Raw genomic sequence first — 21,100 nt, 5'->3', positions numbered from 1 at the left:
CCCCTCCTTTCCATAAGATTCCTTTACAGGTTCTATGTAATTCGGGGACCAACCGCCTACCGTTATGGTGACACCATGAGAAAATTCTACCATAATCTACAGATTCTATCAATCGACTCCAGTATAAAAACATCTCATTTTTTAAACACAATTTTACACAGATTTTACATAATCCCTGTCAAGCATTTTACATTTCCTTGATATTCTGATACATGGTAAGAAAGAAATGTAAAAAGTTAATGAATGATCAAAATTTTGAAGAGGGGAATTTTATGGACTTTTTTGGAGTATTGACGATGCTTGGCGGGCTCGCGCTGTTCCTTTACGGAATGGAGACCATGGGAAATGGTCTCGAAAAGCTTTCCGGCGGCAGACTGGAAAGAATTCTTGAAAAACTGACATCAAATCCGATCAAGGCGGTCCTTTTAGGTGCCGGAGTCACAGCGGTGATCCAGTCATCTTCCGCGACTACCGTCATGGTCGTAGGTTTTGTAAACTCGGGCATCATGAAGCTGACGCAGGCGGTCGGCATCATCATGGGCGCCAACATCGGAACGACTGCTACTTCCTGGCTCCTGAGCCTTACAGGAATTGAGAGCGGAAACTTTTTTGTACGTCTTTTAAAACCGACATCGTTCTCACCGGCCCTTGCACTCATCGGTGTCTGCCTTATCATGTTCTCCAAAAAGGAGAAGAAGAAAGATGCTGGAACGATCATGATCGGCTTCGCGATCCTGATGACCGGAATGGAGACCATGAGTGGTGCTGTAAAACCGCTTGCGAATGTACCGGAATTCACAGGGATCCTGACCATGTTCTCAAATCCGGTCCTTGGAATGATCGCCGGAGCTGTCCTCACTGCGATCATCCAGAGCTCTTCCGCATCGGTCGGAATTCTTCAGGCGTTATGTGCAACGGGAGCAGTCAACTTCGGCACGGCTCTTCCGATCATCATGGGACAGAATATCGGAACATGTGTGACTGCAATGCTTTCCGGTATCGGCGCCTCCAAAAATGCGAGACGTGCAGCGCTTGTTCACCTGTACTTTAATATTATCGGCACCGTGATCTTTATGATCGTCTTTTACACGATCAATGCGGTCGTTCATTTTTCGTTCCTCGATACAGCGGCAAATGCGATGGGGATCGCAGTGATCCACAGCAGCTTCAACATTGCGGCGACAATCCTGCTCCTTCCGTTTGGCAACGGACTTGTAAAACTGGCATGTCTCACGATCCCGGATGAGCAGAAGAAGGAAGTTCCTGTCGCAGAGCAGGAAAAGAGTGCGTTCCGTCTTCTCGACCCGCGTTTCCTCGACACTCCTGGTTTCGCAGTAGAGCAGTGCCGTCAGACAACGATCCAGATGGCAAAGCTGGCGAAGGAATGCTTCTTTACATCAGTAGAACTTTTAAAGGAATTTTCAGAAGAAAAGGCAGAGCGCGTGGAGGCGCTGGAGAACCTTGTAGACCGTTATGAGGATGAACTCGGAACCTATATGGTAAAGCTCGGCGGAAAAAATCTGTCCAGAAACGACAGCCATACGGTATCCCTGCTCCTTCACTGCATCGGTGATTTTGAGCGGATTTCCGATCATGGCATGAATTTAAAGGATTCCGCGAAGGAGATGCAAGAGAAAGAGATGCATTTTTCAAGCAAGGCAGACAAAGAGCTGGAAATCTTTTTAGATGCCGTCAAGGAGATCCTGGACATGTCCATTGATGCGTTCGAGACGAATAATACGGATGAGGCGTCAAAGGTGGAGCCGTTAGAGGAAGTCATCGACGATATCAATACCGTGGTGAAGGCAAATCACATCAAGAGACTCCAGAAGGGAAAATGTACGATCGAGCAGGGCTTTGTCCTCTCTGACATTTCTATGAATCTGGAGCGTGTTTCCGATCACTGTTCCAATATCGCGATCAGCGTGATCGAGATCGAGCGCGATGGTTTTGATGCCCACGGATATCTGGAAAATTTAAAGAGAGACGGAGATCCGCAGTTTGCGGCGATGGTGGAACAGTATCGTGATAAATACGCGCTTCCAGTCTAGGAAAATGTGTAGTAAGATAGTAGGAGAAAAGGGCGGTATGCCGTGGGAACGCATAGCTGCCCGGCACTATGGATCGTGAAATAAAAATCATGATCTGAATCAGGCCGATGACGGAAAATGACAGAAATTAAGACAGGAGGAGAAGAACATGGCTCTGATCTATGCAGTGGAAGATGATAAAAATATTCTGGAAATTGAGATGTTCGCACTGAAAAACAGCGGATATCAGGTAGAGGGCTTTGAGTGCGCTCATGATTTTTATAAAAAGCTGGAAGAGAAGCAGCCGGATCTTGTCCTCCTGGACATCATGCTGCCGGATGAGGACGGACTGGAGATCGTAGCGAAGCTCCGCCGCCGCCCGGAGACGAAGAAACTTCCGGTGATCATGGTGACGGCAAAGAGCACCGAGATCGACAAGGTGAAGGGACTCGATGTCGGCGCGGATGATTATCTGACAAAGCCGTTCGGTGTGATGGAGCTTATCGCGAGAGTGAAGGCGGTGCTCAGAAGAACGATGGAGGAGGACAAGTTCCTGACCCTGGGGGATATCTTCCTGGATGATGAGAAGCACATGGTGTATGTGAAGGATGTCCCATGCAGCCTGACCTTCAAGGAATATGAACTCTTAAAGCTGCTGCTCCACAATGCCGGGATCGTTGTGACGCGTGAGATCATCCTGGAGCGTGTCTGGGGCATCGATTTTGAAGGAGAGTCGAGAACTCTGGATATGCATATCCGGACGCTCAGACAGAAACTCGGCGAGGCGGGTTCCATGATCCGTACAGTGAGAAATGTGGGGTACATGATCGAATGAAAAGAAAAATCCATATAGAACTTCTTGCCACGGCAGTGTTTTCAATCTTGTTGACACTGCTGTGTGTTTTATTCGTTTTTTACGGGGTCTATCAGAAACAGGTGATCGGGGATCTGAAGGCGGATGCACTTGTCATGAAAAATATGCATATCTTTGACAGTATCTCGGATCTGCACCCGGATGCCTATGATCTGAATCCCGATACGCTGCGCATCACGGTGATCAACGCCAGCGGAAATGTGATCTTTGACAGCAATGCGGACTTTACCGCGATGGAGAACCATGAGGACCGTCCGGAGATCCATATGGCGCTGGAAAACGGGGAAGGAAGCGATACCCGCCGCTCGACCACACTGGATAAAAACATGTTCTATTACGCGATCCGTCTGGACAATGGCCGGATCCTGCGGATCGCAAGGGAAGGCGACAATATTTTTGCTCTGACCCAGAACATGATGCTGACAGTTGTCGGCGTGTTTGTGCTCCTGTTCTTCTTCTGTATCCTGATGTCCAATTACTTTACGAAGAATCTGGTGGCACCGATCGAGAAGATGGCGGAGAATCTCTCGGAACCCGGGACGCAGGCTGCCTACAAGGAGCTGGTCCCGTTTATGAACAAGATCCGGCAGCAGCATGAGGATATCTTAAAAAGTTCCCAGGTGCGCCAGGAATTCACGGCAAATGTTTCTCACGAGTTAAAGACGCCGCTCACGGCAATCTCCGGATACGCGGAGCTCATCGAACATGGGATGGCCGGGGACAACGCAGAGCGGTTCGCCGCGGAGATCCACAAGAATGCATCGAGACTGCTCTCACTGATCAACGATATCATCCAGCTTTCCCAGCTCGATGGCGGGAAAAAGGATGTGGAGTATAAAGATCTGGATCTGTTCCCGCTTGCAAAGGAATGCGTGGACATGCTCCAGATGAACGCGAAGAAGCAGAATGTGACGATCAGCGTCCGCGGCGGGGCTGCCCCTGTCTTTGCGGACCGGCAGCTTATGGAGGAACTGATCTACAACCTGTGCGACAATGCGATCCGTTATAACAAGAAGGACGGATCGGTGACGGTGACGACGGGAACGGAGAACGGACATACCTTCCTCTCTGTAAAGGATACCGGGATCGGGATCTCGCCGGAGCATCAGGAGCGGATTTTTGAGCGTTTCTACCGTGTTGATAAGAGCCGCTCGAAGGCGACCGGCGGTACGGGACTTGGCCTTGCGATCGTCAAACATATCGTGGCACAGCACGGTGCGAAGCTTTCCCTGGAGAGCGAGGCAGGAAAAGGAACGGAGATCCGGGTGGATTTTTCGGAGACTTTGAAGCAGCAGGAGCTTGAGAAAGAAAGGCAGCAGGAAGAACAGAAGGAAAATACGGAAGAGTGAGAACTTGATCAGTTGCCGTGCGCGTGCAGTGAGTGTCCGCGTACGGCAACTTTTTATGATTTACGCGAACAACGAGCCAAAGTCCGCGCTTGCGCGAGAACCTGGCGACTGCCGCGATAACAAGGGGAAACTCGAGAAACGTGTTTTCACTTGTTCCCGGACGATGTCTGTGATCAGTGTGCAGGCCGGGTGAGAGTGATTGGAATCCCGTTCTCCGGCTGAAGGAAACGCAGCTGATCCGGGATCGTGCAGCTGAGAGATGTTGAATCCGGGCTGCACAGGAGATGAGGAGGCGAAGCGAAATCCACATTCGTCAGATTGCAGGAAATCACTTTTGATTTCTGCCATCATTGCATCACTTTTTACAAAAATTACAAAATTCATTAGTTTAGCTTAAAAATACGTTGATGTATAGAAGAAATTGTGATAGGATGTTATGCATAAGTGCAGTCCAGACGGACAAACGTCCGCATGGACACTCTGGAGAGTCTCCGAATGGAGCGCCGAAGGTGTAAGACCGGTTCATGTCCATGGTACCGGTTGATCTCTCAGGCAAAAGGACAGGGCATACAAATAACCACAATGGGGAAAATCCCCGTTGTATGCAAATGTTCTACTCTTTGGAGAGCTGATATCTTATCAGCTCTTATTTTTTGCGCGTGAGCCCGGGAAATTGATTGCAGGGGCCGCGGCTATGATCATGAAAGAGGAGGATAACAAAAATGGACACACTGATGCAGCTTGTAACAAAAGGAAATGATTTTCTGTGGAGCTTTCTCCTGATCATTCTCTTATGCGGAACAGGGTTTTACTACACGATCCGCTTAAGATTCATCCAGGTCAGAAAGTTCGTGGAAGGCGTCCGCCAGGTATTCGGACATTTCAGCATGAACGGCGAAAAGCATGAGAAAGGCGAGATGACCCCGTTCCAGTCCATCGCCACGGCGATCGCTGCTCAGGTAGGAACCGGAAACCTCGCAGGAGCGGCGACAGCCCTCATCGGAGGCGGACCTGGTGCGATCTTTTGGATGTGGGTCAGCGCATTCCTCGGAATGGCGACGATCTATGCGGAGGCAGTTCTGGCACAGACATATAAGACAGAGGTAAACGGCGAGGTGACAGGAGGCCCTGTCTACTATATCAAAGCGGCGTTCAAAGGAACGTTCGGAAAAGGACTCGCAGCTCTGTTTGCGGTATTTATTGTTCTTGCTCTGGGATTTATGGGGAACATGGTCCAGTCCAACTCGATCGGGGCGGCGTTTGTGGAAGCATTTCAGGTATTCCATGTGGAACTTTCGCCGGTGATCGTCGGCATTGTTGTCGCAGTGATCGCAGCGGTGATCTTCCTTGGAGGAACAAAGAGTCTGGCAACGGTAGTTGAGAAGATCGTTCCGATCATGGCCGGTGTTTATATCGTCGGCAGCCTGATTCTGATCTGCATGAACATCACGGCTCTTCCGGCAGCGTTCCTTTCCATTATTGAGGGGGCGTTTGCACCGGAAGCAGTTCTCGGCGCAGGCGCGGGAATCACAGTGCGCGAGGCGATCCGCTATGGTGTTGCCCGCGGCCTTTTCTCCAACGAGGCCGGTATGGGTTCCACACCGCACGCGCATGCGAGAGCAAAAGCGGAATCCCCGCATCATCAGGGACTCTGCGCGATGGTCAGCGTCTTCATCGACACATTTATCGTCCTGAACCTGACTGTATTTTCCGTTCTCACGACAGGCGTTATGAGCAGCGGAAAGGACGGCACAGCGCTCACACAGGCGGCATTCATGAAAGGATTCGGCAGCGCCGGCATCATCTTCGTCGCGGTGTGCCTGTTCTTCTTCGCATTTTCCACGATCTTAAGCTGGCATTTCTTCGGACTTGTCAACGTGAAGTATCTGTTCGGTGAGAAAGCGTCAAAGCTTTACTCCATGATTGTTGTTGTCTGCATCGTGATCGGTTCCTGCCTGAAGCTGGAGCTTGTATGGTCTTTAGCAGACTTCTTCAACGGTCTGATGGTCATCCCGAACGTCCTTGCACTGCTGGCACTCAGCGGGCTCGTGGTGAGAGCATCGAAGGAGCGGTAGACGCAGAAAGTCTTTTAAAATGAAATATTGACAGCCGGAAAGGCTGAGCGTAAGGCGGCAGACTGTGTATTGTGGGCATGGGCTGCCGTCTTTTTGATTTACGCGAACAAAGAGCCAAAGTCCGCGCTTGCGCGAGGCCTTGGCACTGTCGCGATAACAAGTGGTACATGTAAAAAAATCTCCCCGGAATTTGTGAAGGATGCCGATTGACAGCCGGATGGAAATCCGATATAGTACCCATATCTGAAATCTTTCCGGAGTTTATCCGGATCACCGATCTGATATAGTGAGCACGAAAAAATATGTGCTGCAGATCGTCACACCGGCGGGTCGCCGAAAGAATCGTGGAAAGCCAAATGAATAAAACGAAAGGAGACGGGAGGGAAGTATACTGCTTCGCAATGCGAAGAAACAACAAGAAATGGTTGACTTTTTACAGGGATTATATTATGATTAACGAGTACAGAACACTTGTTCGCATCTAATGACTGATCGGGCGGCATCTGCGTTGATCCTGCAGATTTTACGGGAGACCGCCTGGATTCTGATCGATTTTGTTATCCGGAAAATAAAAAGTGCAGTTCCGGATTTTGGAGGAAAAATATGAATAAAGATGATAAATTAAAAGCCCTTGATGCGGCTCTCACACAGATCGAAAAAGCTTACGGAAAAGGTTCCGTTATGAAACTCGGAGATTCCGGCGCAAATATGAATATCGAGACGGTTCCGACCGGTTCTCTGAGCCTTGATATCGCTCTCGGCCTCGGCGGAGTCCCGAAGGGACGTGTTGTAGAGATCTACGGGCCGGAGTCCAGTGGTAAGACGACGGTCGCTCTCCATATGGTAGCGGAAGTACAGAAACGCGGCGGTATCGCTGGATTTATCGACGCGGAGCACGCACTTGATCCGGTATACGCGAAAAATATCGGCGTTGATATCGATAACCTCTATATCTCCCAGCCGGATAACGGCGAGCAGGCGCTGGAGATCACGGAAACAATGGTGCGCTCCGGTGCCGTCGATATCGTGATCGTGGACTCCGTAGCGGCGCTTGTTCCGAAAGCAGAGATCGACGGCGATATGGGTGACTCCCACGTCGGCTTACAGGCCCGTTTAATGTCCCAGGCGTTAAGAAAACTGACCGCGATCATCAGCAAGACAAACTGTATCGTGATCTTTATCAACCAGCTCCGTGAGAAGGTTGGCGTCATGTTCGGAAATCCGGAGACAACGACCGGCGGACGTGCGTTAAAGTTCTATTCCTCCGTCCGTCTCGATGTGAGAAGAACCGAGTCCTTAAAGCAGAGCGGAGAGGTGATCGGAAACCATGTCCGTGTAAAGGTCGTAAAGAACAAGATCGCGCCGCCATTTAAAGAAGCCGAGTTTGACATTATGTTCGGAAAAGGAATCTCCCGTGAGGGTGATGTCCTTGATCTCGCTGCCGATGCGAATATTGTTGAGAAGAGCGGTTCCTGGTATGCATACAAGGGCGCAAAGATCGGTCAGGGACGTGAAAACGCAAAGAATTATCTGCTGCAGAATCCGCTGATCTGTGAGGAGATCGAAAACCAGGTGAGAGAGCTCCACGGACTGGAAGCACAGCACGTTGTCCCGGGTGAGATGGCTGCAGAGACAGCTCCGGAGGAGACACTGGCTGCGGAGACAGAGGCAGACGAGTAAAAAGCAGGAACAGCGTTACCTTTCACGGAACGTCAGAAACAGCATTCCTGCAGACAGTACAGGGACTTCTCTGAATAACAGGGAGAAGAATAACTGTAGATAGAAAGATACAGGAAACACACGGATGAGAGAGTGGATACAGGAAGAACATCGGGAACATAAAATGTATGCCGGTGCAGATGGGGAGGCGATCCCGGAGGAGTTTCGGGAAGCCCGAAATAAGGGACTCTACTATCTCCAGTTTTCCGGAAAAACAGAAAATGAGATGCGTAAGAAGCTGGCGGAACAGGAGTTTTCGCCAGCCTCTGTTGAAGATGCGATCCTTTTTCTGAAACATTACCGGTATCTGGATGATGAGGACTATGCAAGGCGGTATGTAGAGAAAAACGGACATAAAAAGAGTATCCGCCAGATGAAATTTGACCTCCGCCAGAAAGGTGTCAGCGATGATCTGGTGGAAATGATATTCGAGGATATGGAAGTTGACGAGTCTGCCCAGATCCTCGGACTGCTGAGAAAGAAAAACTACGATCCGGAGGAACCGGACCCGGCAAAGCGTCAGAAGATCTACGCGTTCCTGGCGAGAAAAGGCTTTTCTTATGACGCGATCAACAGTGCGATGAAACAGTGGGAGTGAGAAGCTGTTTTTGATCGGTGAACAGGAACTGCAGTGCTGCTTTTCAGAGGCTGAGAGAGCCCGCGGACTGCAGTTCGACAACCTTCGTGGGGATGCACAGAAGTCCCCGGAATGCGGGCATTATACTTGACATAATGCATAAAACAGTTTAGAATTGAAGTGTTGTAATTAGTACAATGAAAACTAAATAAAGGAGGTGCTCCTGTGTCACCAATAATCAGCATGTTGATAGCAGCAATTATTGTGGCTCCTATTACCTGGAAGATAGCTGTGGCTCACCATAAAAAAAGTTACGAGAGTAAGATCGGAAGCGCAGAGGAAAAATCCAGAGAAATAATAGATGAAGCATTGAAGGTCGCCGAGACGAAGAAGAAAGAAGCTCTCCTGGAAGCGAAGGAAGAGAATTTAAAAGCGAAAAACGAGCTTGAAAAGGAAACCAGAGAACGGAGAGCCGAGATCCAGCGTTATGAGCGCCGCGTACTGAGCAAAGAGGAAAACCTTGACAAAAAATCTGAGGCAATGGAGAGAAAAGAATCCAGTCTTGCCGCGAAGGAAGAAACTTTAAGAAAACGTTCTTCCGAGGTCGAGGAATTATTTGCTAAGGAGCAGGAAGAACTGGAGAAGATCTCCGGACTTACCAGCGAACAGGCGAAAGAATATCTTCTGAAATCTGTTGAGGAAGATGTAAAACACGACACTGCAAAGCTTATCAAGGAATTAGAAGCCAAGGCAAAAGAAGAAGCAGACAAGAAAGCAAAGGAATACGTGGTTACAGCGATCCAGAGATGTGCTGCTGACCATGTTGCAGAGACAACAGTTTCTGTTGTACAGCTCCCGAGCGACGAGATGAAAGGCCGCATCATTGGACGAGAGGGACGTAATATCCGTACTCTTGAGACAATGACAGGTGTGGAACTCATCATCGATGATACACCGGAAGCTGTCGTATTATCCGGTTTTGATCCGGTAAGACGTGAAGTCGCAAGAATTGCTCTTGAGAGACTGATCGTGGATGGACGTATCCATCCGGCGAGAATTGAAGAGATGGTGGAGAAAGCGCAGAAGGAAGTTGAAAACATGATGCGCGAGGAAGGTGAAGCTGCGATCCTTGAGGTCGGCATTCACAATATCCATCCGGAGCTCGTCAAGCTCCTCGGCAAGATGAAGTTCAGGACCAGCTATGGTCAGAACGCATTGAAGCATTCCATCGAGGTCGCACAGTTATCCGGTTTACTGGCAGCCGAGATCGGTGTGGACGTCAGAATGGCAAAGCGTGCCGGCTTATTACATGACATTGGAAAATCCGTTGACCATGAGATGGAAGGTTCCCATGTACAGCTCGGATCGGAACTGTGTAAGAAATACAAAGAATCCCCGATCGTTATCAATGCTGTGGAATCTCACCATGGCGATGTTGAGCCGACGAACCTTATTTCCTGCATCGTTCAGGCAGCAGATACGATTTCCGCTGCAAGACCGGGCGCAAGAAGAGAGACGTTGGAGACATACACGAACCGCTTAAAGCAGCTTGAGGATATTACAAACTCCTTCAAGGGAGTTGATAAGTCCTTTGCGATCCAGGCGGGACGCGAAGTGCGCATTATGGTAGTGCCGGAGCAGATCAGCGATGACGATATGGTTCTTCTCGCAAGAGACATATCCAAGAAGATCGAAGAAAGCCTGGAATATCCGGGACAGATCAAAGTCAACGTGATCCGCGAGTCCAGAGTTACCGATTACGCGAAATAAAATTGAAAGCCGTTGCTGTGCAGAGAGGATCTGTATGGCTGCGGCTTTTTTATTTACGCGAACAACGAGCCAAAGTCCGCGCTTGCGCGAGACCTTGGTGACTGTCGCGATAACAAACAGGCACTGCGTGCCTAAGATGCGCACTCGCGCGAAGATGAGGATTGTCGCAAGCGACCGCGCTCGGCGCGAGAATGTGTCGAGATACATTTTTAGGAGGAAATTTCATATGGCAAAAATTGGTTTTATCGGCATGGGAAATATGGGAACCGCGATCATGCGGGGACTTTTAAAGACATATCAGCCGGAGGAGCTGCTTTTTACGAGCGCTCATGAAGCGAAGATGCAGAAAATTACGGAGGAGACGGGCGTTGCCCACGTTTCCACAGCAACCGAGTGCGCAGAGCAGGTAAAATATCTGGTCCTCGCGGTAAAACCTCAGGTTCTTCCGACTGTGTTTAAAGAATTAAACGGAAAGATCCGTAAAAATCAGGTTGTGATCTCCATCGCGGCCGGATATGCGATCGCGGATCTTCAGGCAGGACTCGGAGACGAGGCGAGAATTGTCCGCTCGATGCCGAACACCCCGGCGATGGTCGGCGAGGGAATGTCCGGTGTGAGCTATGATGAGAACCTGTTTACGGACGAGGAAAAACAGGTGATCGACGGTTTCTTCACTTCTTTCGGAAAGATGGAGAAGGTGGACGAGAAGCTGATGGATGTTGTGGGAAGCGCCAGCGGCTGTTCACCGGCATATGTATACATGTTCATCGAGGCGCTGGCTGACGGCTGCGTGAAGAACGGACTTCCTCGCCAGGCTGCCTACAAGATGGTTGCCCAGGCGGTGCTCGGCAGCGCGAAGATGGTCCTTGAGACAGGAAAACATCCGGGCGAATTAAAGGATATGGTATGCTCTCCGGGCGGAACAACGATCGAAGGACTTGCCGCCCTGGAAGAGAATGGATTCCGCGGTGCGATCATCAAGGCCTGCGATGCGAACTTTGAGAAGAATAAGAAATTAAAGGGCTGATTGCTGTAAAAAGAATTCTCCTATTATTCACAGATAATGAGATAAATTGCGAACAAGAAGCAAATCGCAGACAGTTCTATGCAGACATGTCGGATTTTGTGAAATGATTGACTGTGGATCAGAACAAAGCATAAAGTGAGAGGAAATGAAAGAAACATGGAAAAGACAATTCGTTTAAAACGTGAACTTGCCTATACAGGAATGATCTTAAAGATCTACCGGGACACCGTCGTTGCGAACGGGATCGAGGAAGTCTATGACTATATCCATCATGACGGCGCTGCCGCTGTTCTTCCGGTGACAAAGGACGGAAAGATCCTGATGGTGCGCCAGTACCGGAACGCCCTGGACCGCTTTACTCTGGAAATCCCGGCGGGAAAGCTGGATGCGCCGGATGAGCCGAAGATCGAGTGTGCAGCGAGAGAACTTGAGGAGGAGACGGGATTCCGCAGTGAAAATCTGGAATTCCTGATGACGGTCAATACAACGGTGGCATTCTGTGACGAGCGTATCGGCGTCTATATCGCGAAAGATCTGATCCCGTCGAAACAGCACCTCGACGCAGACGAGAGCATCGACGTGGAGGAGTGGGAAGTGAAGGACCTTCTGGATCTGATCTACAGCGGGAAGATGACGGACGCAAAGACGATCGCGGCGATCCTTGCGTATGCCCAGAAGGAAGGAATCCGGTAAGAGCAGGTACTGGAAGACTAAAAAATCAGAAACAATATTGTGGATAAAGCATGGGACTGTGCGCATACACTGTGAAAAAGGAACAGGGGCGGCTGCGCTATGACTGGGATCCGCAGACACCGGAGACTATTGGACAGTCAGTTGTTCTGGCTGTCCTTTTTTTTATTTGTGGGGACTGCAGTGGGGACGATTTTTTGCAATCACATGAGCATGGAGATGAAGAATACGCTGGAACAATGGTTTGCGGGGATCTTTGCACCTACGGAGCTGTCGTCAGTGGATTATTACAGCCTGTTCGCAGGCATTCTGAAGAAGCGCTTTGTGTGGATCCTGGTGGGGATCCTGATCTGCCAGACGTCGCTGTCCGGGATCATCTGCTATGCGTCGGCAGTCTGCGTATCGTTTCAGGCGTCAGTGATCGTCTGTGCCCTGACGATGCACAGCGGATTCAGCGGGATCCTGCTCTTTTTTGGGCTGGTCTTTCCACAGGGGATCTTTTATGCGCTGGCGGCGTATCTCTTGTGGATCGTGGTCCGGGAACCGGTGCGGGGGAATGAGCAATCCCGGATCTTGAGTATGATCTTATTGACAGCACTCGGAATCGCAGCAGAGACTTTGATCAATCCGGAAGTTTCAGCAGGAGTTTTTCGGTTCTTTTCGTAGACACAAGTGAGGATGAAGGCACGGAATTGCTGCAAAAAGGTACTGAAAAAGGTTTCCGGGCTGCGTGAGTTCCCTGCAAAGGGATTCAAGTGGGAAAAATCCGTTTGATTTTGCCATAAAATGGGGATATAATGTAGAAAAATATTGGTTTTGCCGGGAAAAATAAGGGAACAGTGGATTACAGTGGCCGCAAATGAACGGGGAAAAGGTATGAGAGAGGAAATTCAGACCTTCATCCATTATATGGAGGAGGAAAAACAAGCGTCAAAAAATACAACGTTTTCTTATCAGAGGGATCTTCTGAAGATGGCGGATTATCTGGAAGAGAACGGGATCACGGAGTGCGGAAAGGTAACAAAGACCGCGCTGAATTCTTATCTCCTTTTTCAGCGAAAAGAGGGAAAGGCGGCATCGACGGTCTCAAGGTCCCTGGCGTCCGCAAAGTCATTTTTCGGCTGGATGTATAGGAGAGGAATGATCCGGAGGGATCCTGCAGAATCGATCCATGCACCGAAGATCGAAAAGAAGGTGCCAGTGATCCTCACAGTAGATAAGGTGACGAGACTTCTGGACCAGCCGTCCTGTGCGAATCCGAAAGAGATCCGTGATAAGGCGATGCTGGAGCTTTTATATGCGACCGGGATCCGTGTGACGGAGCTTGTAACCCTGAAGCTTTCAGACGTGAATATGGCGGTCGGCTTTATCACCTGCCGGGATGAGCATAAAGAGCGGATGATCCCGTTCGGCCATGCGGCGAAAAATGCGCTGGCGAAGTATCTGGAGGCCTCGCGGGAGACGTTCTTAAAGGGAATGAGTTCGGAACTTCTCTTTACAAACTGCAGCGGAGGAGTCATGAGCCGTCAGGGCTTCTGGAAGCTGATCAAATATTATGGGGAGCGGGCCGGGATCGAGGAGGACATCACACCGCACACCCTGCGCCACTCTTTTGCGGTCCATCTTTTGAGCAACGGCGCTGACATGCGCGCTGTTCAGACCATGATGGGGCATTCCGACCTGGCATCCACGCAGATGTATACGGCATATGCGACGGAAAATACAGTCCGGGAGGCGTACCAGGGGGCACATCCGAGAAAGTGAAAAAACATTTTGCGAATATACACATTCTTCGCAGACAATATACCGATATCGATCGAAACAAACGGCAGAGAACGGAGCCTTTGAGAAAATTTGTCGGCCTGCGCTGACTGGAACACAGAGGCTGAACTCGAATTGAACTAAGAAAAAGAGCACCTATCGTGTTACTGTACACGGTAGGAATTTTCTGAACTGAAAATTCCGTACAATACAGTTGTGGCAGCAGATTTTGCCGATTCGGAATGCGAAGCATCGGCAAAATCCTGTTACAGTGCGCGGGCATGGAGTGCCCGTGTACTGTAACCCTATCATCACAATGTCAGAAAGAAAAATCCCTGAAACATTGATCGTAAGGTGCTCTTTTTATCATTTATTTCTGATCCATTCTCGCCAAGATACTTCTCGCAACGGAAAGTCCATTCGCGGATGCCTGCTGAAGACCGCGGGTCACGGATGCACCGTCACCGATGGCGCGGAGACCGTGGATGTTTGTCTCAAAGTCCTTATCGACAACGACCTTGTTGGAATAGAATTTAACTTCCACGCCGTAAAGCAGTGTCTCGTCACTGGCGATACCCGGAGTTACCTTGTCCAGAGCTTTTAACATCTCCTTGATGTCGACCATGATGCGGTGTGGGAGAACTAAGGAAAGGTCGCCCGGAACAGCATCCTTTAAGGTCGGGATGATATTGTTTCTGCAGAGACGCTCCTCTGTGGTGCGGCGGCCTCTCTGGAAGTCTCCGAAGGTCTGGACGAGGATCTTTCCGTCGCAGAGCATGTTGGAGAGCTGGGCGATGTGTTTACCATACTCGATCGGGGTCTTGAACGGTTTTGTGAAGTTCTTGGATACCAGGATCGCGAAGTTGGTGTTGTTTGTCTTGTATTCTTTTGATTTATAAGCATGACCGTTTACGACAGCCAGACCGTTTTCGTAATACTCGGTCGCAACCTCACCGGACGGGTTCGTACAGAAGGTGCGGACTTTATCGTCGAAGGTCGGTGTGTAGTATACGAGTTTTGCCTCGTAGAGGTTCTTGTTGAGGAATTCCATGACCTCGTCGCGGACCTCGACACGGACACCGATATCAACGGTGCCGACCTCGGTATCGATCCCGTGGTCGTTACAGATGTGGGAGAACCAGTCGGAACCTTCGCGACCGATGGCGGAGACGATCTCGTCTGCGTAGTATGCCTCGTCTTTATCGGTAATGACACCTTTTGCAGCTCCGTCTTCGATGATGATATCTTTTACCATCGTGTTGAATTCCATGTGGATGCCGTTTGCGAGGAGGTGATCCTGCAGGCGGGTATAAATCTTGTAGCCTTCCTCGGTTCCGAGGTGACGGATCGGGCATTCGATCAGTTTTAAGTTTGCATTGATGGCCTTTTTACGGATCTTGCGGATCTCCTGCTGTTTGTCAACACCGTATACGTTCTGATCAGCGCCGAACTGCAGATAGATATCGTCGGATTCCCTGATGAGCTCTGTCGCCTTATCGTATCCTAAGATCTCCGGCAGATTTCCTCCGACATCCGGGGAAAGGGAGAGTTTTCCGTCGGAGAAAGCTCCGGCTCCTGCAAAGCCTGTGGTGATGGAACATGGTTTGCAGCCAACGCATACTTTTGTTTTTCTCTTTGGACAGACACGTTTCTCGATCGGTCTTCCTTTTTCAATCATCAGAATGTTTAATTCTGGCTTTTCTTTGATCAGCTCATACGCGCAGAAGATTCCGGACGGGCCGGCGCCGATGATGATCACGTCAAAATGTTCTCCGGATTTCATATCACAAGTCTCCTTTCGGGTGAGCATATACGGACACCAGGACAGGGAGCGTTCCTTGCACACCATTCTTTATCGTATCATAGTTCTCCCCGACACGCAAGATGAGAGAAACGAAAATCAGATCATTGATATGGGAAAGAATACCGGCAAAATTGTCTAAAAATTAACGTTAAACAAAAGATTATTAAGTAAAGTGCATAAAAGACTTGATTTATTTAATAATTACGTGATAAAATCGACAATATGTTAAGAAACAAATTCAATAAGCCATAGAGGGGAAAGCAGGCATACCTGCGTGAGCAGGTGTGACCGATGAAAAAATTGCAGAGGAGTGAATCATATGAGCAGATTGGAGATCATGTCCCCGACCCGCGCGCGGATCGTGATGGAGGGACTTTATAAAGATCTGGAGAGAAGAATCGAATCGAGCCCGCCTGGGCTCTGTCCTGTTGATATGGCGAGAGCGTTTCTGGAGCTCTGCCACGCGCAGACGTGCGGAAAATGCGTTCCGTGCCGGATCGGTCTCGGGCAGTTAAACCAGCTGATCCGTGACGTATTAAACGGAAAAGCAACAATGGATACGCTGGATCTCATGGAGAAGACGGCGCTTTCCATCATGGATTCCGCGGACTGTGCGATCGGCTATGAGGCGGCGAACATGGTCTATAAGGGGCTGATCGGCTACCGCGATGACTATGTGGAGCACATCAAGAAAGGCCGCTGTACCTGTACATACAACCAACCGGTCCCGTGTGTCGCGATCTGTCCGGCCCATGTGGACATTCCGGGTTATGTGGCGCTCGTGGAAGAAGGAAGATATGCCGATGCGATCCGCCTGATCCGGAAGGACAACCCGTTCCCGACGACCTGCGGTTTTATCTGTGAGCATCCGTGTGAGGCGAGATGCCGGAGAAACATGGTCGACGATGCGGTCAATATCCGGGGACTGAAACGGTTCGCGGCAGATTACGCGGGTGTTGTGGATCCGCCGAAATGTGCTCCGTCGACCGGGAAAAAGGTCGCTGTCCTCGGCGGCGGTCCGGGAGGTTTAAGTGCTGCTTACTACTTACAGCTCATGGGACATCAGACGACCGTGTACGAGATGCTGCCGAAGCTCGGCGGTATGCTGCGGTACGGGATCCCGAACTATCGTCTCCCGAAAGATCGGCTGGATGACGATATCAACGCGATCTTAAAGACCGGCGTGGAAGTAAAATATGGCTTAAAGATCGGTGTGGACATCACGATCCAGGAACTGCGGGAACAGTATGACGCGGTGCTCATCACGATCGGCGCCAGCACGGATAAGAAGCTTGGACTTCCGGGTGAGGACGCGGACGGCGTTCTCTCCGCGGTACAGTTCCTGCGGAGTGTCGGAAAAGACGAGATCATCGACCTGACCGGAAAGGAAGTCGTTGTCATCGGCGGCGGAAACGTGTCCATGGATGCAGTCCGCACGGCAAAACGACTTGGAGCGAAGAAAGTCAGCATTTTATATAGAAGACGGAGAAACGATATGACGGCGCTGCCGGGTGAGATCGAGGGCGCGATCGCGGAGGGGATCGAGATCGTGACCTTAAAGGCTCCAGCGTCCTTAGATGTCGGGGAAGACCACAAGATCCATGGCATCTACGCGACCCCGCAGATGATCAGCGCGATCAGGGACGGCCGCGCCAGCGTGAAGCCGACCGGAGAGCCGGATGTCTACATTCCATGTGATGTCCTGATCAAGGCGATCGGACAGGATATCGAGTCCGGACATTTCGAGAAAGCCGGGATCCCGGTATCCCGCGGAAAGATTGTGACCTTAAAGAGCGGTGCATTTGAAAACATGCCGGGCGTCTTCGCGGGCGGCGACTGCTCCAGCGGTCCGGCATCTGTAATTAAAGCGATCGCAGCAGCGAAGGTTGTTGCGGCGAACATCGATGAATACCTGGGTTACCACCACGAGATCACGAGCGGAGTGGAAATTCCGGAGGCGAGCTTAAAGGACAAGACTCCGTGCGGACGTGTGAACTTAATGGAGCGGGAAGCAGGCGAGCGTGTCTGTGATTTCGAGGCAGTCGAGAAGTGCATGACCGAGAAGGAGGCGAAGCAGGAAGCCGGACGGTGCCTGCGCTGTGATCATTTCGGATACGGAATCTTTAAAGGAGGCAGGAGTACATTATGGTAAATATTACGATCGACGGAAAAAAGATTTCGGCAGAGGAAAATATTACGATCATGGAAGCTGCCGAGAAGAACGGGATCCCGATCCCGAAGCTCTGCTATTTAAAGGGGATCAACGAGATCGCGGCCTGCAGAGTCTGTGTTGTGGAGCTGGAAGGAAAGGAAAAACTGATCACCTCCTGCAACAACCTCGTGAAGGAAGGCATGGTCATCCATACGAACAGCCCGAAGGTCCGGAATCACAGAAGAAATACGATCCAGCTGCTGCTGTCCCAGCATGATAACCGCTGCGTGGTCTGTCCGAGAAACGGAAACTGTGGTCTGCAGCAGGTGGCATATGATCTGAATATTCTGGAAATCCCGTTTAAGCAGGAACCGGAATATCAGCCGTGGGATAAGAATTTCCCGCTGGTCCGTAATTCCGCGAAGTGCATCAAGTGCATGCGCTGTGTTCAGGTCTGTGATAAGATCCAGGGACTCGGGATCTGGGATGTGGAAGGAACCGGTTCCAGAACGACCGTGAATGTCGCAGGACATAAGACGATCGGGGAAGCGAACTGCGCTCTCTGCGGTCAGTGTATCACCCACTGTCCGGTTGGCGCGCTCTCCGAGAGAGATGATACGGAGAAAGTCTGGGATGCGATCGAGAATAAGGATAAGATCGTGGTGGCACAGGTTGCACCGGCGGTCCGCGCGGCCTGGGGCGAGGAACTCGGCCTGACGGACGAGGACGCGCCGGTGGGCAAGATCTTCGATGCCTTAAAACGCATGGGCGTGAACTACGTTTTTGATACGGTATTCTCTGCGGATCTCACGATCATGGAGGAGAGCACGGAGTTTATAAAACGGTTTACGAGCGGCGAGCTGAAGGAGAGACCGATGTTCACGTCATGTTGCCCCGGCTGGGTGCGCTTCGTGAAAACACAGTTTCCATACATGGTGAACTATCTCTCCACGGCGAAATCCCCGCAGCAGATGTTCGGCGCTGTCATGAAGACATATTTCGCGGAAAAGCTTGGTGTTTCTCCGGATCAGATCTTTACGCTGTCCATCATGCCGTGTGTGGCAAAGAAAGGCGAGCGGGAGATGGATCTCTTCTACGGCGAGTATGCCGGACATGATGTGGATGCGGTGCTTACGACGAGGGAACTTGTAAAGATGATCCGCTCCGCCCATATCCGTCCGGATACCTTAGCGGAGATCCCTGGCGACAGCCCGATGCACGCGGGAACCGGAGCGGGCGTGATCTTTGGAGCGACCGGCGGCGTCATGGAGGCGGCTCTCCGCACCGCGTATTTTACCTTAAAAGGCGAGAATCCTCCAGCAGACGCTTTCAAGGCGGTCCGCAGCGGAGGTTTTCAGGAGAATGCCGGAGTTCAGGAAGCGGAATTTGCCATCGGTGAAATCAGGCTCCGCATCGCAGCGGTCAGCGGACTTGGAAACACGAGAAGACTCTTACAGCAGATCGAGCGCGGTGAGGTCCACTACGACTTTGTGGAAGTCATGGCCTGCCCGGGCGGCTGTGTCGGCGGAGGCGGACAGCCGATCCACGACGGTGAGGAGCTGGCGTTTGCGAGAGGCAGAAAGCTCTATGCGCTGGACGCAAAAGCAAAATTGCGCTATTCCCACGAGAATCCGGATATCAAGGAGATCTACAGCGATTTCTTTGGAAAGCCGATGTCCCATAAGGCGCATATGTTATTGCATACGGAGCATTGGAAAAATAAATAAAGTGCCGGTTAAATTACGGATACAGGAAAAGCACGCAGATGCAAAAACGTCTGCGTGCTTTTCCTGTATTGAAAGATCTTGGATGCTATGCCTTTTGACGGCTCATGAATGAATATGCGGAGTTTATTTGGCTGCGCTCTGAAATACAGCGTTTATTGACTGAGCAGCCAATCTATGAGATTTTCGGATCTGATGCCGTCATAGGAAGCATCAAGCCCTGGTTCAAGCGATAAAACGATTTTTTCGTAGTTATCACGGATGTTTTGCAGCGGTGTAAGTTCCCGATTGCGTACATCCTCACTCATCATAGATTCTGTCACCTGGATATACTTTTTAGCATCGGCTTTCGTTGCAATAAAGTCTACTTCGGCGCTGCCGATCTTGCCGATCGCTACATCATAACCCCTGCGAAGCAATTCAAAGTAAACGACATTTTCGATGGCATGACCGCTGTCACGATTACGGAAGCCCAGCAGATAATTGCGAAGGCCGATGTCAACGATATAGTATTTTCCCAACGTGCGGAGGTATGCCTTTCCCTTGATGTCAAAGCGCTTGATCTCATAGAAAAAATAGCTTTCCAGAAGTGCATTCACATATGCCTGCACAGTATGTGCGCTAGGAGCGCCCTTGCGTTTACCATCGTCAAGGAGCCCTTCGTTTATCAAAGTGTTGCCTATGGAGGAAATGGATACGCTGGAGCCGATATTGTCGGCAAGGAACAGGATGATCTTGCGCAGAAGCGTGGGGTCTGTGATCTGTTTTTGCCCCCTGCGTTTTTCACGTTCCAAAATATCACGGATGACTACCGTGGAATAGATACCGTCAAGAAGAGACAGTGCTTTTTCCTGATCCAGACCGACATCGGCGATTCCCGGCATTCCGCCGAATCTTATATAGGCATCAAATACCTCACGCAATTCATAATGTTCCCCGTTTTTGTCGAATACCTGTTTGCGGAGTCCCCCGAGCGCACTTTGTATTTCATGTACTTCAAAGCCGTGAAAATCAAGAAATTCATGGAATGAGAGCGGCAGCATTCTGATTTCTACACACCGCCCGGAGAGGTAGGTGGAATACTCCGAAGAAAGAAGGTAAGCGTTTGATCCAGTAACATAGATGTCACAGTCAAAATCTACACGGAAGGCGTTTACCGCGTCCTCCCATGCTTCGATCCTCTGCAGCTCATCAAAGAAGAGATACATCCGCTTTCCGGGAACAATACGTTCTTTTACATAGCGATAAATATCGTCGGCATTCATCCTGCGAAAATCAAAGGATTCAAAATTCATTTCAAGGATCTGTTCCGGAAGAACACCGGTATTTTTCAAATGCTGAACCATCAGCTTTAACAGACTGGACTTTCCGCAGCGGCGAATACCAGTAATCACTTTGACCGGTTCTGTATCTTGAAAACCTATCAGCTTATTCAGGTAACTGTCACGCTGCCTGAGTTCATGGGAACCTATCATGTCTATCACCTCCTGCAGTATTAGTATGGCATAAACTGGTGAAATAATCAAGTAATTGCATTATAGTACAAAA

Annotated in this window: 15 protein-coding genes and 1 riboswitch; of the genes, 13 read left to right on the top strand and 2 right to left on the bottom strand. The window is 50.2% G+C overall.

What is annotated here, in order from left to right:
- Positions 1-272 precede the first annotated feature (272 nt).
- The 11 genes from GPK90_RS03510 (at position 273) to GPK90_RS03460 (ending at position 13,875) form a co-directional block, all read left to right on the top strand.
- Entirely contained in the window at positions 273-2,051 is a 1,779-nt protein-coding gene (locus GPK90_RS03510; RefSeq protein ID WP_118530258.1) for a Na/Pi cotransporter family protein, read from the top strand.
- Between the two features lie 148 nt (positions 2,052-2,199).
- A complete protein-coding gene (locus tag GPK90_RS03505; protein ID WP_118298298.1) occupies positions 2,200-2,865 on the top strand; it encodes a response regulator transcription factor in 666 nt (221 codons plus the stop codon).
- Positions 2,862-4,253, top strand: a complete 1,392-nt coding sequence (locus GPK90_RS03500; protein ID WP_215702169.1) for an ATP-binding protein — start codon at positions 2,862-2,864, stop codon at positions 4,251-4,253. The genes GPK90_RS03505 and GPK90_RS03500 overlap by 4 nt, the downstream gene beginning before the upstream one ends.
- Before the next feature lie 470 nt (positions 4,254-4,723).
- A riboswitch (glycine riboswitch) is annotated at positions 4,724-4,827 on the top strand.
- Between the two features lie 148 nt (positions 4,828-4,975).
- Complete coding sequence (locus tag GPK90_RS03495) at positions 4,976-6,328, top strand: alanine/glycine:cation symporter family protein (protein ID WP_215702168.1); 1,353 nt, start codon at positions 4,976-4,978, stop codon at positions 6,326-6,328.
- A gap of 603 nt (positions 6,329-6,931) precedes the next feature.
- Entirely contained in the window at positions 6,932-8,008 is a 1,077-nt protein-coding gene (recA, locus tag GPK90_RS03490) for a recombinase RecA (RefSeq protein WP_118530250.1), read from the top strand.
- 124 nt (positions 8,009-8,132) lie between these two features.
- Positions 8,133-8,645, top strand: a complete 513-nt coding sequence (locus tag GPK90_RS03485; protein ID WP_215702167.1) for a regulatory protein RecX — start codon at positions 8,133-8,135, stop codon at positions 8,643-8,645.
- A gap of 222 nt (positions 8,646-8,867) precedes the next feature.
- Positions 8,868-10,394, top strand: a complete 1,527-nt coding sequence (rny, locus tag GPK90_RS03480) for a ribonuclease Y (RefSeq protein ID WP_118299048.1) — start codon at positions 8,868-8,870, stop codon at positions 10,392-10,394.
- A 226-nt stretch (positions 10,395-10,620) separates the two neighbouring features.
- On the top strand, positions 10,621-11,421 hold the full coding sequence (gene proC, locus GPK90_RS03475; RefSeq protein ID WP_142411988.1) for a pyrroline-5-carboxylate reductase: 801 nt from the start codon (positions 10,621-10,623) through the stop codon (positions 11,419-11,421).
- Positions 11,422-11,577: 156 nt separating this feature from the next.
- On the top strand, positions 11,578-12,114 hold the full coding sequence (locus GPK90_RS03470) for an NUDIX hydrolase (RefSeq protein WP_118321973.1): 537 nt from the start codon (positions 11,578-11,580) through the stop codon (positions 12,112-12,114).
- Positions 12,115-12,330: 216 nt separating this feature from the next.
- The gene (locus tag GPK90_RS03465; protein WP_215702166.1) at positions 12,331-12,777 is read left to right on the top strand and encodes a hypothetical protein; all 447 of its coding nucleotides are present in this window, start codon (positions 12,331-12,333) and stop codon (positions 12,775-12,777) included.
- A gap of 210 nt (positions 12,778-12,987) precedes the next feature.
- Positions 12,988-13,875 carry a site-specific tyrosine recombinase gene (locus GPK90_RS03460; protein WP_215702165.1) on the top strand — a complete coding sequence of 296 codons (888 nt, stop codon included), beginning with the start codon at positions 12,988-12,990 and terminating at the stop codon, positions 13,873-13,875.
- Positions 13,876-14,242: 367 nt separating this feature from the next.
- Here GPK90_RS03460 and GPK90_RS03455 read toward each other — a convergent pair whose 3' ends face one another.
- Positions 14,243-15,682: an NAD(P)/FAD-dependent oxidoreductase gene (locus tag GPK90_RS03455; RefSeq protein ID WP_215702196.1), complete on the bottom strand. Its 1,440-nt coding sequence runs from the start codon at positions 15,680-15,682 to the stop codon at positions 14,243-14,245.
- A gap of 313 nt (positions 15,683-15,995) precedes the next feature.
- On the opposite strand from GPK90_RS03455, the gene GPK90_RS03450 reads away from it, so the two are divergent.
- Both GPK90_RS03450 and GPK90_RS03445 read left to right on the top strand, forming a co-directional pair.
- The gene (locus GPK90_RS03450) at positions 15,996-17,828 is read left to right on the top strand and encodes an NAD(P)-binding protein (protein WP_215702164.1); all 1,833 of its coding nucleotides are present in this window, start codon (positions 15,996-15,998) and stop codon (positions 17,826-17,828) included.
- The gene (locus GPK90_RS03445) at positions 17,822-19,555 is read left to right on the top strand and encodes a [FeFe] hydrogenase, group A (RefSeq protein ID WP_215702163.1); all 1,734 of its coding nucleotides are present in this window, start codon (positions 17,822-17,824) and stop codon (positions 19,553-19,555) included. Before GPK90_RS03450 ends, GPK90_RS03445 begins: the two co-directional genes overlap by 7 nt.
- Positions 19,556-19,707: 152 nt before the next feature.
- Here GPK90_RS03445 and GPK90_RS03440 read toward each other — a convergent pair whose 3' ends face one another.
- Positions 19,708-21,027: an ATP-binding protein gene (locus tag GPK90_RS03440; RefSeq protein WP_215702162.1), complete on the bottom strand. Its 1,320-nt coding sequence runs from the start codon at positions 21,025-21,027 to the stop codon at positions 19,708-19,710.
- Positions 21,028-21,100: the final 73 nt, after the last annotated feature.

Source organism: Clostridium sp. MCC344, from assembly GCF_018785365.1.
Taxonomy (GTDB): domain Bacteria; phylum Bacillota; class Clostridia; order Lachnospirales; family Lachnospiraceae; genus Pilosibacter.
The sequence above is the reverse complement of the archived record's forward strand: the minus strand, read 5'-3'. Positions and strand labels throughout refer to the sequence as shown.

Excerpts from the sequence above, each read along its gene's own strand:
- GPK90_RS03510 (WP_118530258.1), top strand. The coding sequence starts at position 273 with ATGGACTTTTTTGGAGTATTGACGATGCTTGGCGGGCTCGCGCTGTTC.
- GPK90_RS03505 (WP_118298298.1), top strand. The coding sequence starts at position 2,200 with ATGGCTCTGATCTATGCAGTGGAAGATGATAAAAATATTCTGGAAATT.
- GPK90_RS03500 (WP_215702169.1), top strand. The coding sequence starts at position 2,862 with ATGAAAAGAAAAATCCATATAGAACTTCTTGCCACGGCAGTGTTTTCA.
- GPK90_RS03495 (WP_215702168.1), top strand. The coding sequence starts at position 4,976 with ATGGACACACTGATGCAGCTTGTAACAAAAGGAAATGATTTTCTGTGG.
- recA (WP_118530250.1), top strand. The coding sequence starts at position 6,932 with ATGAATAAAGATGATAAATTAAAAGCCCTTGATGCGGCTCTCACACAG.
- GPK90_RS03485 (WP_215702167.1), top strand. The coding sequence starts at position 8,133 with ATGAGAGAGTGGATACAGGAAGAACATCGGGAACATAAAATGTATGCC.
- rny (WP_118299048.1), top strand. The coding sequence starts at position 8,868 with ATGTTGATAGCAGCAATTATTGTGGCTCCTATTACCTGGAAGATAGCT.
- proC (WP_142411988.1), top strand. The coding sequence starts at position 10,621 with ATGGCAAAAATTGGTTTTATCGGCATGGGAAATATGGGAACCGCGATC.
- GPK90_RS03470 (WP_118321973.1), top strand. The coding sequence starts at position 11,578 with ATGGAAAAGACAATTCGTTTAAAACGTGAACTTGCCTATACAGGAATG.
- GPK90_RS03465 (WP_215702166.1), top strand. The coding sequence starts at position 12,331 with ATGAAGAATACGCTGGAACAATGGTTTGCGGGGATCTTTGCACCTACG.
- GPK90_RS03460 (WP_215702165.1), top strand. The coding sequence starts at position 12,988 with ATGAGAGAGGAAATTCAGACCTTCATCCATTATATGGAGGAGGAAAAA.
- GPK90_RS03455 (WP_215702196.1), bottom strand. The coding sequence starts at position 15,682 with ATGCTCACCCGAAAGGAGACTTGTGATATGAAATCCGGAGAACATTTT.
- GPK90_RS03450 (WP_215702164.1), top strand. The coding sequence starts at position 15,996 with ATGAGCAGATTGGAGATCATGTCCCCGACCCGCGCGCGGATCGTGATG.
- GPK90_RS03445 (WP_215702163.1), top strand. The coding sequence starts at position 17,822 with ATGGTAAATATTACGATCGACGGAAAAAAGATTTCGGCAGAGGAAAAT.
- GPK90_RS03440 (WP_215702162.1), bottom strand. The coding sequence starts at position 21,027 with ATGATAGGTTCCCATGAACTCAGGCAGCGTGACAGTTACCTGAATAAG.